Origin of the sequence: Amycolatopsis magusensis (genome assembly GCF_017875555.1) — a bacterium.
Classification (GTDB): domain Bacteria; phylum Actinomycetota; class Actinomycetes; order Mycobacteriales; family Pseudonocardiaceae; genus Amycolatopsis; species Amycolatopsis magusensis.
This window is the reverse complement of the sequence record NZ_JAGGMS010000001.1, coordinates 602,624-614,906: the sequence shown is the minus strand read 5'-3', so window position 1 is coordinate 614,906 and position 12,283 is coordinate 602,624. Positions and strand designations below refer to the sequence as shown.

Annotated in this window: 11 protein-coding genes; 5 read left to right on the top strand and 6 right to left on the bottom strand. The window is 70.7% G+C overall.

What is annotated here, in order from left to right:
* The first annotated feature begins 44 nt into the window (after nucleotides 1–44).
* Nucleotides 45–1,661 (top strand): AMP-binding protein, encoded by a 1,617-nt coding sequence (locus JOM49_RS02850; RefSeq protein WP_209662800.1) that lies wholly within the window; start codon nucleotides 45–47, stop codon nucleotides 1,659–1,661.
* A 315-nt stretch (nucleotides 1,662–1,976) separates the two neighbouring features.
* Here JOM49_RS02850 and JOM49_RS02845 read toward each other — a convergent pair whose 3' ends face one another.
* On the bottom strand, nucleotides 1,977–2,933 hold the full coding sequence (locus JOM49_RS02845) for a R2-like ligand-binding oxidase (protein ID WP_209662799.1): 957 nt from the start codon (nucleotides 2,931–2,933) through the stop codon (nucleotides 1,977–1,979).
* A gap of 10 nt (nucleotides 2,934–2,943) precedes the next feature.
* Nucleotides 2,944–3,558: a TetR/AcrR family transcriptional regulator gene (locus JOM49_RS02840; protein ID WP_282770428.1), complete on the bottom strand. Its 615-nt coding sequence runs from the start codon at nucleotides 3,556–3,558 to the stop codon at nucleotides 2,944–2,946.
* Nucleotides 3,559–3,640: 82 nt separating this feature from the next.
* Here JOM49_RS02840 and JOM49_RS02835 point away from each other — a divergent pair, with 82 nt between their 5' ends.
* Entirely contained in the window at nucleotides 3,641–4,255 is a 615-nt protein-coding gene (locus JOM49_RS02835) for an HAD family hydrolase (protein ID WP_209662795.1), read from the top strand.
* Here JOM49_RS02835 and JOM49_RS02830 read toward each other — a convergent pair.
* Nucleotides 4,239–4,466, bottom strand: coding sequence for a hypothetical protein (locus tag JOM49_RS02830; protein WP_209662793.1), 228 nt, complete (start codon nucleotides 4,464–4,466; stop codon nucleotides 4,239–4,241). The two genes, JOM49_RS02835 and JOM49_RS02830, sit on opposite strands and share 17 nt — an antisense overlap.
* A 165-nt stretch (nucleotides 4,467–4,631) precedes the next feature.
* Here JOM49_RS02830 and JOM49_RS02825 point away from each other — a divergent pair, with 165 nt between their 5' ends.
* Nucleotides 4,632–5,018, top strand: a complete 387-nt coding sequence (locus JOM49_RS02825) for a cold-shock protein (RefSeq protein ID WP_153036764.1) — start codon at nucleotides 4,632–4,634, stop codon at nucleotides 5,016–5,018.
* Here JOM49_RS02825 and JOM49_RS02820 read toward each other — a convergent pair.
* The 3 genes from JOM49_RS02820 to JOM49_RS02810 all read right to left on the bottom strand — a co-directional run bounded on the left by JOM49_RS02820 (nucleotide 5,015) and on the right by JOM49_RS02810 (nucleotide 8,333).
* Nucleotides 5,015–5,509, bottom strand: a complete 495-nt coding sequence (locus JOM49_RS02820) for a DUF2771 family protein (RefSeq protein ID WP_209662791.1) — start codon at nucleotides 5,507–5,509, stop codon at nucleotides 5,015–5,017. The genes JOM49_RS02825 and JOM49_RS02820 overlap by 4 nt on opposite strands.
* Nucleotides 5,510–5,519: 10 nt before the next feature.
* Nucleotides 5,520–7,385, bottom strand: coding sequence for an MFS transporter (locus tag JOM49_RS02815; RefSeq protein ID WP_372444208.1), 1,866 nt, complete (start codon nucleotides 7,383–7,385; stop codon nucleotides 5,520–5,522).
* A 186-nt stretch (nucleotides 7,386–7,571) separates the two neighbouring features.
* A complete protein-coding gene (locus tag JOM49_RS02810; RefSeq protein ID WP_209662790.1) occupies nucleotides 7,572–8,333 on the bottom strand; it encodes a glutaminyl-peptide cyclotransferase in 762 nt (253 codons plus the stop codon).
* A gap of 41 nt (nucleotides 8,334–8,374) precedes the next feature.
* On the opposite strand from JOM49_RS02810, the gene JOM49_RS02805 reads away from it, so the two are divergent.
* On the top strand, nucleotides 8,375–9,166 hold the full coding sequence (locus JOM49_RS02805; RefSeq protein WP_209662788.1) for a DUF3027 domain-containing protein: 792 nt from the start codon (nucleotides 8,375–8,377) through the stop codon (nucleotides 9,164–9,166).
* A complete protein-coding gene (locus tag JOM49_RS02800) occupies nucleotides 9,150–11,912 on the top strand; it encodes a sacsin N-terminal ATP-binding-like domain-containing protein (protein ID WP_209662786.1) in 2,763 nt (920 codons plus the stop codon). Before JOM49_RS02805 ends, JOM49_RS02800 begins: the two co-directional genes overlap by 17 nt.
* Nucleotides 11,913–12,283: the final 371 nt, after the last annotated feature.

The following is a 12,283-nucleotide window of genomic DNA, read 5'->3' as shown; positions in this document are numbered from 1 at the left end:
ATCTACGATGGGAGGCGCGTCAACGCCGACCTGCTGGAGGAACCATGCCCGCTGTTCCGAGTTACTCCTCCGGGACCTCCGACGTGCCCCTGCTCGGTGACACGATCGGCGGCAACCTGGCCCGCACGGTGGAGAGATTCGGCGACCGCGACGCGCTGGTCGAACGGCTCACCGGCCGCCGGTGGACCTACACCGAGCTGGCCGCGGACGTCGACGCGCTCGCACTCGGGCTGGTCGCGCGCGGCATCGTCAAGGGGGACCGGGTCGGCATCTGGTCGCCGAACCGGGCCGAGTGGACGCTGCTCCAGTACGCGACGGCGAAGATCGGCGCGATCCTGGTCAACATCAATCCGGCGTACCGCTCGCACGAGCTGAAGTTCGTGCTCAACCAGGCCGGGGTGCGGTTGCTGGTGGCGGCCGAGTCGTTCAAGACCTCGGACTACGCGGCGATGATCGAGGAGGTCCGGCCGGAGTGCGCGGCGCTGGAGCAGGTGGTGCTGCTCGGCAGTGAGGCGTGGGATTCGTTGCTGGACAACGATCTTGACGTCGGCCGGCTGGAGGAGATCGCGGCGACGCTGGGTGCGGACGATTCGATCAACATCCAGTACACCTCGGGCACGACCGGGTTCCCGAAGGGCGCGACCCTGTCGCACCACAACATCCTGAACAACGGCTTCTTCGTCGGCGAGCTGTGCGGGTACACGGAGGTCGACCGGATCTGCATCCCGGTGCCGTTCTACCACTGCTTCGGCATGGTGATGGGCAACCTCGCGGCGACGACGCACGGCGCGTGCATGGTGATCCCGTCGCAGGCCTTCGAGCCCGCGGCGGCGCTGGCCGCGGTGCAGGCCGAGCGGTGCACCTCGCTCTACGGGGTGCCGACAATGTTCATCGCGGAACTGTCCGAACCGGACTTCGATTCGTATGACTTGAGCAGCCTGCGCACCGGGATCATGGCTGGTTCGCCTTGCCCGGTCGAGGTGATGAAGCAGGTGATCGAGCGGATGGGCATGGCCGAGGTTTCGATCTGCTACGGAATGACCGAGACCTCACCGGTGTCGACCCAGACGCGCGCGGACGACTCGGTGGAGCGGCGGGTGTCGACGGTCGGTCGCGTGGGGCCGCACCTGGAGGTGAAGGTGGTCGACCCGGAGACCGGGCTGACGGTGCCGAGGGGGGAGCCGGGCGAACTGTGCACGCGCGGGTACTCGGTGATGCTCGGTTACTGGGACCAGCCGGACAAAACAGCCGAGGTGATCGACGCGGCGCGGTGGATGCACACCGGCGACCTGGCCATCATGGACGACGAGGGCTATTTGAGCATCACCGGCCGCATCAAGGACATGGTGATCCGGGGCGGGGAGAACGTCTATCCGCGGGAGATCGAAGAATTCCTGTACACGCATCCGGATATCTTGGACGCCCAGGTGATTGGGGTGCCGGATGCGAAGTACGGGGAAGAATTGATGGCTTGGGTTCGGTTGCGGGAGGGGGCGCCGGTGTTGACGGTTGAGGCGCTCCGGGAGTTTTGTACGGGGAAGTTGGCGCATTACAAAGTGCCTCGGTATGTGCACGTGGTGGATGAGTTCCCGATGACGGTTACCGGGAAGGTGCGGAAGGTGCAGATGCGGGAGGAATCGGTTTCTTTGCTAGGGCTGTGATGTTCGGGGGCCACCCCGGTGTTTAGTGTGACTACGGCGAAGGCCTCCCTGTCAAGGCGGGAAAGATGCCTTGACAAGGAGGTCTTCGCCGTGTTTTGGGCTTTGGACCGGGGATGGGGGAGGGTGGGTGGCTCAGGTGCTCCCGTGTTGTGGCCGGGCGGCGGTCGTGAGGTTGGTGCCGTGAATGTGGCTTTCACGGCGGAATGTGCCGTGAAAGCCACATTCACGGCATGAAGGGGCCCGGCGAGTGTCACGAATGTGGCTTTGGGGGCGTAATCGGCCCCCAAAGCCACATTTGTGTCGCGCGGGCGAGGGTTAGGCGAGGGCTTCGGCGAAGGCTTTGGCGTCTTCTTCCCCGAAGGTTTCTTCCAGGATCTCCGGGGTGTAGTCCAGGTCGATCTGTTCGACCGGGGTGCCCCGCGCGGATTCGATGGCGCCCAGCCGTCGTTGGGCGCGGTCGGCGGCGTACGCGATGAATTCCTGCGGATCGTTGTCGAACGGCCGCGGTTCTTCGAACTGGTCGTTCACCCATTCGATCATGCCCAGCGCGAGCGGCAACAGTTCACCCATCCGTTGTTGCACGACCTCCCACAGCGAATCGTCCGCGGCTACGTGGCGGCGGCAGGTGAAGGTGCCCCAGGCCATGTGCCGTCGCTCGTCGTCACCGATTCGGCGGACCAGCTCCTGCATGCCGGGCAGGATGTTGCGCGAGGTGCACACCTTCTGCCAGGCGTAGTACCCGGTCAGCGCGAGGCTGCCTTCGACGACGTGGTTGTAGGTGACGCTCGCGCGCACCTGGTTGGCCGGGCTCGGGTCCGACGCCAGCACGCCGAGCGACTGCGGCAGCTCTTCGTAGAAAAGCTTGCGGTAGTACGGGTTTTCCGCCACGTACGGGTGCAGGTCCTCGGTCAGGCCGACGGCGTCCATCCACCGGCGGAAGACCTCGGTGTGCTTGGCCTCCTCGAAGCAGAACTGGCTCAGGTACATCTCGTCGCCGAAGCGGCCGGTGGCCGCCATCGCCTTCATGAAGGGCTGGATGTCCTCGGTCACCGCCTCCTCACCGGCGATGAACTGGGCGCACAGGTACGTCGCCGAGCGGCGTTCGTCGTCGGAGAGGGTGCGCCAGTCGGCGGCGTCCTGGCTGAAGTCGATGTCCGCGGGGTTCCAGAACTTGGCGTTGCCCTTGACGAACAGGCGCAGCGGGAACGAGTCCCAGTTGAGGCCGCCCCGCCGCAGGGAGCTGAAGCCGCTGCGCAGTTCCGTGGTGGTCATAGAAAACCTCTCACTCCGGTGTGAGCGCTGTGGACGAGGAGTACTTCTCGATCGCCGGGGCGATCACCGCGCACACCTGGTCCGCCGCCTCGGCGGGGGAGTGCGTCGGCAGCACGAGGTGGCTCAGGTTGAGCCGGACCACGGTTTCCGCGAGCAGGTCGACCTGCTCGTCGTCGAGCCACGGTGCGCGCGAGCGGTAGTGCTCGGCGGCCGCGTCGGCCGCGGCGCGGAGCACGGGTTCCGCCCGCGTGGTCAGCAGCGGCAGCAGGTCCTCCGCCGGGCCGGCGCCGAGCGCGGCGGCGACCAGCGGGTTCTCCCGCGCGTGCTCGATGGTGAACACGGTGGCCGCGCGCACGCCGCCGAGCAGGTCCGGCTCCGCGTCGAACCGCTGGTGGATGCCGTCGAGCAGTTCCGCGGTGGTGCGCAGCGCGACCGCCTCCACCAGCGCGGCCTTGGTGCCGAACTCGTTGTAGACCGTCTGCCTGCTCACCCCGACCCGCGTGGCCACGTCGACCATCCGCAGCGCCGCGTAGCCCTTCTCGACCAGCAACGTCGTGGTCGCGACGAGCAGTTCTTCGCGCAGGGAGGCCTTGGCTCGCTGGGTGAAGGACGTGACCTCGGACACACCTTCAGCTTGACACAGCGCCCGCATATGTCAAGGCCGTTGACTTCATCCGAAGCGCTGTCAAATCGGCTACCGTGCAGGCGTGGGGATCACCGTGGGGTTCGACCTCGACATGACCTTGATCGACCCGCGGCCCGGCATGGTCGCGGCGCTCGACGCGCTCGCCGAGGAGTCCGGCCTGCCGCTGGACGGCGAGCACTTCGCCGCCAACCTCGGCCCGCCGCTGGACGCCGTGCTCCGCGGGTTCGAGGCGCCCGAGGAGCGCATCCCCGAACTGGTCGACCGCTTCCGCGAGATCTACCCCGAGCTCGTCGTCCCCAGCACGGTGGCGCTGCCCGGCGCCCACGCGGCGCTGGACGCGGTGCACCGCGCTGGCGGGCGCACGGTGGTGGTCACCGGCAAGTTCGCGCCCAACGCCGCGCGGCACATCAAGGCGCTCGGCTTCGAGGTGGACGTGCTCGTCGGCGAGCTGTGGTCGACCGGGAAGGCCGCCGCGCTCACCGAGCACGGCGCCGAGGTCTACGTCGGCGACCACCTCGGGGACATCAACGGCGCGCTGGCCGCCGGTGCCGTGCCGGTCGGGGTGACCACCGGGCCCTGCAGCCGCGCCGAACTGCTCGAAGCCGGGGCGGAAGTGGTGTTCGACAGCCTGGCGGAGTTCCCCGCCTGGCTGGCGGGACTCAGTCCGCGCGCTTAGCCGCCTTGCGGTGCTCGCGGACCAGGGCCCACAGCCCGAGTCCGAGGCCGAGCGGCGTGATGACCCCCGCGCCCGCGCTCAGCCAGACCGGCAGGTCCTCCAGGCCCGCCGCGAACAGCACGAAGACGGCGAGCACCGCCAGCATGCCGACGGCGAACAGGCCGATCCCGGCTCGCATCAGCAACGGCTTGGTCCGGGGCGCGCTCTCCATGGGCTCCAGATTAGAGCGCGACGCGGTGTGTCCGGTATGTGCTTCGCTTCACCGGAGGGTGGGGGATACGCTTGTAGGTACGCGCGTCTGGGTACGCCCCTGGCGCGCGTTCGTCGTGCATGGCTGCGCGACGGGTACACGTGAGTGAAGGAACGGGTGAGGGCAGTGCCGACCGGCAAGGTCAAGTGGTACGACGCGGAAAAGGGTTTCGGTTTCGTCACCCAGGATGGCGGCGCGGACGTCTACATCCGGAAAGCCGCGCTACCGCAGGGCGTAGCGGCGCTCAAGGCCGGTCAGCGGCTGGAGTTCGGGGTGGCCGACGGCCGCCGCGGTCCGCAGGCGTTGTCCGTCCGGCTGCTCGACCCGCCGCCTTCGGTGGCGGAGGCCCGCCGCCGTCCCGCCGAAGAGCTGCACGGCCTGATCGAGGACATGATCAAGCTGCTCGAGCTCAAGGTGCAGCCGGACCTGCGGCGCAACCGCTATCCGGACCGCAAGCACACCAAGCAGATCGCCGAGATCATGCGCGCGGTGGCTCGGGACCTGGATCCCTAAGCCCCGGCCTCGATCTGGAGCGTCCAGATGCCGCGGACGACGAGCTGCGGGTTGCCCTGCTCGTCCTCGATGGCCGCCCCGGTGGCGTCGATCGCGGTGGCCGCGCTGATCTGCTGGATCTCGACCACCACCAGCTGGTCGCCGGGGCCCGCCGTGGCGGTGTAGGCGTGCTGCTCGCCGGGGGAGAAGAACTCCTGCTTCACCGGCTGCAGCGCGCCCGACGCGTCCTGGTACTGGACGTTGACCAGCCACGGGGTGTCCACGATCTCCTTCGGCAGCGAGATCTGCACCGGCTTGCCGGGGCGCACCTTCAACCGCGCCTCGGCGCCGTCGTCCTGCTCGCAGGAGCTCACCCGCTCGTCGCAGTGGATGAACGGGCCGGTCCGCACGGTGTTGCCGTCGGCGAAGAAGGTCACCTCGGGGCGGGGGACCGGGGAACAGCCGGCCAGCACGAGGGCACCACCGGCGAGCACGGCCAGAACACGACGCATACCCCGGACTCTACGAGCCCGCCGGTCCGCGCGAAGGAGCCGGTCCCCCGCTGCGCACGCCGCGCGGCGGGGTGTCGGTGGCGTCCGGCCGGAGTGGACGGTCGCCGCCGAGACCGGGGATGAGCGTGCTGCCGCGGTGCACCATCATCGTCTGCGCCACGCCGAAAGCCAGCAGCACCGAAATCACCAGGAAGCCGATCCAGTAGCTCGCGGGCAGCAGCAGGCCGACCGCGCCGCCGAAGCACCAGGCCAGCTGCAGCACGGTCTCCGACCGCCCGAACGCCGACGCCCGCGACTCCTCCGGCAGGTCCGCCTGGATCACCGCGTCGAGGCTGATCTTCGCCAGCGCGCTCGACGTGGCACCGACCAGGCCGACGATCGCCGCGGTGGCCAGCCCGGCCAGTATCGCGGCGAGCACGGTCGAGGCCAGTGTCGCGGCCGCGCAGCCCATCACCACCTGGTCGGGCTTGCCGAAGGTCATCCGCGAACCCAGCGCGTTGCCGAGGAAACCGCCGGCCCCGGCCGCGCCCCCGATCACGCCGAGCAGCAGCAACTGCATGAACGGGCTCTGTCCGCTGCCCTCGGTCTGCGCCTTCACCGCGAACGCGGCGAACAGGAACAGGAAGCCGGTGACCAGCCGGATCGAGCCGTTGGCCCACAACGAGACCACGATCTGCCTGCCCATCGGCTGGCGTTTCTTCTTCTGCGGGTGCGCGCCGAGCGAGGCGGGGATCTCGCCTTCGGTCACCTCGACCCAGGACGGGATGCGCATCGCCTGCACCGCCCCGACCACGCAGATCGCCGCGGTGAACCACAACGCGCCCGCGGAGGTGAACAGGCCGTTGATCCCGGCCGCGATCGCGCCGAACACCCCGCCTGCCACCAGGCCGAACACGGTCAGCCGGGCGTTGGTCTTGGACAGGGTGATCTCCGGTGGCAGCACCCGTGGCGTCACCGAGGACTTCAGCACCATGAACGATTTGGACAGCACCATCTTGCCGAGCGCCGCCGGGTACAGGCCCCAGTCGTCGAAGTGCAGCGCCATGAACACGCACATCAGCGCCTGACCGGCCGAGGTGGCGCACATGGCCAGCCGCCGCCCGCGCTGGATGCGGTCCAGCGCCGGGCCGATCACCGGGGCGACCAGCGCGAACGGGGCGATGGTGATCAGCAGGTAGAGCGCCACCTTGCCCTTGCTCTCGCCGCTGCTGGCGGCGAAGAACAACGTGTTCGCCAGCGCGATGGCCATCGCGGCGTCGCTGGCGTAGTTGAGCATGGTCGCGTAGGTCAGCGAGGTCAGCCCGGACTTGTCCGCGCCGTCGGCCTTGGCCGCGCGCTGGAACGCGTCCACCGCCTGGCCGGTCAGCTGGCGGCTGCGCAGCGCGGCGACCCTGGTGACCGTCAGCTTCTTCGGCAGCCGCGGCAGGCTGCGGCCCCGCGGGGGTTCGGCGGGTGCTTCGAATCCGTGCGCGGCCTCGGTGTGCTCGGACTCCTCGAAGGAGCGTCGCTGCTGCTCGTTCGCGAAGCCGCCGGAGTCGTAGCGCTCGTGCTCACCGGAGTGCCCGCGCGGGCGGTTCAGCGGTGGCGGCGGGACCGGCGGCAGGTTCGACCGGGTGCCCTGGCGCGGTGGCGGGGGCGGCGGGGGTGCGTGCCGTTCGCGCTCGCGTTCGCGTTCGCGGCGGACCGGCTGGGTCAGGAAGTGGTCCGGGTTCGGCGCGTAGGACGGCGGCGGGGTCGGGATGGCGCCGGTGGGTGCCTCGTCGGCGGTCGGCACCCGGCGGGGCTCGCGCGGCGGCGGGTAGTCGGAGGCAGGTGTGCGAGAGCGCGGGTAGCTCTGCTCGGCGGGCGCCGGGCCCCCGGACCGGTCGGCGGGCATGACGCGCGTCGGCGGCCGCTCGCGCGAAGGCGGCGGCGGGGGCGGATCGTGGCGGGTGGTGCTACCGGGTTCCGGGGTCCACTTGCGCTTGCCCTTCTTGCCGGCGCGACCCTTTCCCGACCGCGAGGACGAACCGAAACGCATCACACCTGCAATCTTGCCGTACCACCGGTCGCCTTCGCCGGGTCAAGGCGCGGTGGGGACGAACTTCACCCGGAACATCTTCGGCCACAGCTTGCCGGTGAGCAGGAACTCGTCCGTACCCGGCACGGCGGCGATGCCGTTGAGCACGTCCGCACCCCCCGCTTCCGGCGCGCTGAGCAGGCCGGAGGCGTCGATGTGCCCGGTGATCGCGCCGTCCGGACCGATCCGGAGGATCTCGTCGGTCTGCCAGACGTTCGCGTACACCGAGTCGCCCACGCACTCCAGTTCGTTGAGCTTATCCCGCTGGACGCCCACCGAACCCGTTTCCGCGAAGGTCGCCGGATCGCGGAAGGTCAGCTCGGCCGAACCGTCGCTCGTCACCAGCCGCCCGGAGTCCTGCTGGCAGATGCCCCAGCCCTCGCCTTCGTAGGACACCCGGCGCCGCTCGGTCAGCGTGGCCTTGTCGTATTCGATGGCGGTCTGGTTCTGCCAGGTGAGCTGCCAGACCGAGTCGCCGGTGACGGTGATGCCCTCACCGAACAGCGGCGAGGGCAGCGGGATCTCGGTGACCGGCGGCTGCCCGAGCGGGCCCACGCGCAACGCGGACTTGCCGACCAGGCCGGTGCCCTCGTAGAGCGTGCCGCCGTCCAGTTCGAGGCCCTGGGTGAAGGCACCGGCGTCGTGGGCCAGGGTTTCGAGCACCTCCACCCGCAGCTGTTCGGTCACCGGACCCTCTGTGCTGTTCGCGGCACAGCCGGTCAGCCCGATCGTCAGAGCGAGTGCCGTAGCAACTGGAGTGCGCACCTGCCCAGCTTCCCACGAACGCGTGCGGCATCATGGACACCATGACGCTGCTGCTGACGTTCGACGACGGTTCCTTGCGGGAGTCCCTGGTCGAAGCCGTCGAGCTGGCTCGCGCGGCCGCCGAGCGGGACGGAGGGGCCGAGCAGGTGGGGGCGCACGCCGGCGTCGAGCGTGAGGACGCCGTGTCCATCACCCACCTGTTCGAGGCACACGTGCCCGGGTACCGCGGCTGGCGCTGGTCGGTCACGGTGGCCACCGCGGGGGCCGGCGAGCCGGTGACGGTGAGCGAGGTCGTGCTGCGACCAGGGCCGGAGGCGCTGACCGCGCCCTCGTGGATCCCGTGGGAACGCCGCGTCCGCGCCGGTGACCTCGGGGTCGGGGACATCTTCCCGGCCGACGAGAACGACCCCCGGCTGGCGCCGGGCTACCTGGCTTCCGACGACCCGGCGGTGGAAGAGGTCGCGCTCGAGGTCGGGCTCGGCCGCGTGCACGTGCTGTCGCGCTACGGCCGCGAGGACGCCGCCACCCGCTGGCACGGCGGTGAGTTCGGTCCCCGCTCGGACATGGCGCGCAGTGCGCCGGGGTCCTGCGGCACCTGCGGGTTCTTCCTGCCGCTCGCCGGTTCGCTGCGAGCCGGGTTCGGTGCCTGCGCCAACGACATCTCCCCGGCCGACGGGCACGTGGTCGACGTGGAGTACGGCTGCGGGGCGCACTCGGAGATCCGCGTCGAGGTGACCTCCTCGGTGCCGGTGGCCGAACTGGTCTACGACGACTCCATGCTGGACACGACTCCGGCGGAGGAAGAGAATCTCGCGAGTGACAAGTCCGAGTGACCCCTTCGGCACCGAGAGCATCCGCACCCCCGTACTGACCGCCTGGCGAGATTCGCCGACGAGGTTCACCGAGGACACGAACACCGAGCGCGACCTGCGCGTCGGTGGCTACCGGGACCGCCTGTTCGTCGAACTGGCGCAGAACGCCGCCGACGCCGCCAAGCTGGGCGGCAGGCCCGGCACGCTCCGGGTGTCCCTTGTGGACGGTGAGCTGCGGGTGGCCAACACCGGTGCGCCGCTGGACGCGCCCGGGGTGGCCTCGCTGGCTTCGCTGCGGGCGTCGTCCAAGGGCGCGGGCCTGGTCGGGCAGTTCGGCGTCGGCTTCGCGGCCGTGCTGACCGTGACCGACGAGCCGCGCGTGGTCTCCAGGCCGGGCGGGATCCGGTTCTCCGCCGCGCAGACGCGTGCCGAAGCCGGTCGTGAGGGCGAGGTGCCGGTGCTCCGGCTGCCGTGGCCCACCGAGCCGGACGAGCCGCCGCTGCCCTCGGGCTTCGACACCGAGGTCCGCCTGCCCCTTCGGTCCGATGTGGACGGTCCGGCGCTGCTGGCGGAGCTGGACTCCGCCGCCGAGGACCTGCTGCTCGCCCTGCCGTGGCTGAACCGCGTGGAACTCGACGGCCGGGTGTGGCTGCGGTCCGAGGTCGCCGGGGCGCTGGTGATCACCGCGCCCGACGGCAAGACCCGCCGCTGGCTGACGCACGGCTCGCTGGACATCGACTGCGTCTGGGCGGTGCAGGTGCTCGCCTCGGGCGAGCCGATCCCGCTGGAGTCGAGCGTGCTGCACGCGCCGACGCCCACCGACGAGCGGCTGTCCCTGCCCGCGCGCCTGATCGCGGCGATCCCGATCGAGCCGTCGCGGCGCCGGGTGCTGCCCGGGCCGGGCGTGCGACCGGCGCTGGTGGCCGCCGCGGCCGCGTACCCGGGGCTGGTGCGGAAGATGCACGCGGAGTACCGGCCGGCGCTGGTGCCTGCCGCCACCTTCCCACTGTCCGAAGTGGACACGACGCTGCGGGAAATGATCACCACGCGGCTGCGTGAGGACGCCTGGCTCCCCGCGGCCGAGGGCGACGACCTGACCGGCGGCCGGGCTCGCGTGCTCTCCGCCGAGTCGCCGAAGCTGGTGAAACTGCTGGCCGAAGCCGTGCCGGGGCTGATCGCGCTGTCCGGGCCGAAGGTGCAGCGCGCCCTCGCGCCGGTCGGGGTGGAGCCGATCTCCCTCGCGCAGGTGATCGAGCAGATCACCGGCATCGCGCGTGATCCGTCGTGGTGGCGCGAGCTGTACGACCAGCTGCTGCCGTTGCTCGAAGCGCACACGGTGTCCGCCGACGAGCTCGGCGGGCTGCCGGTGCCGCTGGTCGACGGCCGCACGCTGCCCGGTCCACGCGGCTCGCTGCTCTTCGGTGCCGCCGATGATCTGCTCGAACTGCTCGCCGAGGCCGGAATCGGCGGTCTGCGGCTGGTGCACCCCGACGCCGCGCACCCGCTGCTGGAACGTTTGGGTGCCAAGCAAGCCGAAGCCCGCGACCTGCTGGAGTCGCCCGCCCTGCGGGACGCCGTCGAGCGGGGAGCCGAGGGCTCGGACGTGGTGCCGCTGGCCGGGGCCGTGCTGCGACTGGCCTACGAGGCACCGGTCGACTGGCTGGGTTCGCTCGTGCTGCCCGCCGAGCACGGCTGGCGCCGGGCCGAGGAACTGGTGCTGCCGAGTTCGCCGTTGCTCAAGGTCTTCGACGCCGACGCGATCGGTGAGGACGCCCCGCTGGACGTGCTCGACGCCGACTTCGCCGAGGACTGGCCGGCCGACGTGCTCACCGGCGCGGGCGTGCTGGACACCTTCGTGCTGCAGGACGACGAGGACGAGCCGGAGGTCCGCGACCTCGACCTGGTCGCCGACGACCGCTGGCCGGACGCGCTGCGCCTGCTCGCCGCGCGGCCGAACACCTGGCGCGTGCTGGCCCGGCCGGACAGCCGGACCGCGCGGTGGCTCGCCGTGCACGCCGAACTGGGCGGGCGCGCGCCCGCGGAATGGCGGATGCCGTCCGCGACCACGCTCGCCGGGCTCTACGACCCGGTGCCGGACGTGGACCTGCCGGACGAGGTGCTGATCGCCGCCGGGGTGCGCACGACGCTGGGCATCACCGACGCCGACGACGTCGCCGAGCTGATGGACCGGCTCGCGGACGCCTCGCGCGAGGTCTCCCCGGGCTTGGCGGCCCGCGCGCACACGGTGTTGGCGGACGCCGAATTCGCGGATGACTACGTGCCTTCGCGCGTGCGGGCCCTGGACGGTTCGGTGTGCGACGCTGAGGACGCCGTGGTGCTGGACACGCCGTGGCCGCTCGGGGTGCTGCCCGCGTCCCGGGTGGTCGCCGCGCTACCGGGGGCCGAACGGGCGGCGCGCTTGGCCGACCTGCTCGACCTGCCGCTCGCCGCGGAGAAGGTCGCCGAGGTGCGGGTCGACAGCGAAGGCGAGCTGATCCCGTGGCGGGAACTGGCCGCCGTGGTGGTGGTCGCCGACCTGCTCGGGCTGGAACTGCCCGAGGGCGGGGTGCACATGCACGAGGAACTGACCGTGGCCCACGGCGACGCCTCGGTGGCCGTCCCGTGGTGGTTCGACGGCGGCCTGCACGCGGCCGACACCTCGGAAGGCCTGGCCCGGGCACTCGCCTGGGCGATGGACCGCTGGGACGACCGGCACACCATCACCGCCTTCCTGGACGAACCGACGGCGGAAAGCCTGCACGCCTAACCCCGCCGAGCCCCACGTTCAGGCGCCCGAGTTCCACACTCCTGCAGCCGAACCCCACACTCGCCGCCCCGGCACTCCGCGCTGGAACGCTAGGAATGGGGCATTACTTGCGTTGAACGCTAGTAACGCCCCACTCATAGCATTCGGGATCGGCTGGCCTGAGGGCCCGAGTGTGGAACTCGGCTACCTGAGTGTGGGGTTCAGCTTCCTGAACGTGGGGTTCGGCTGCACGAACGTGAGACTCGCCGGGTTCCCGCCGCGTCTCGGGCGAGTCCCACATTCAGGCGCCCGAGTTCCACACTCGTGCAGCTGAACCCCACACTCGCCGCCCCTGGCGGGACACAAATGTGGCTTTGGGGGCCGAATCCGCC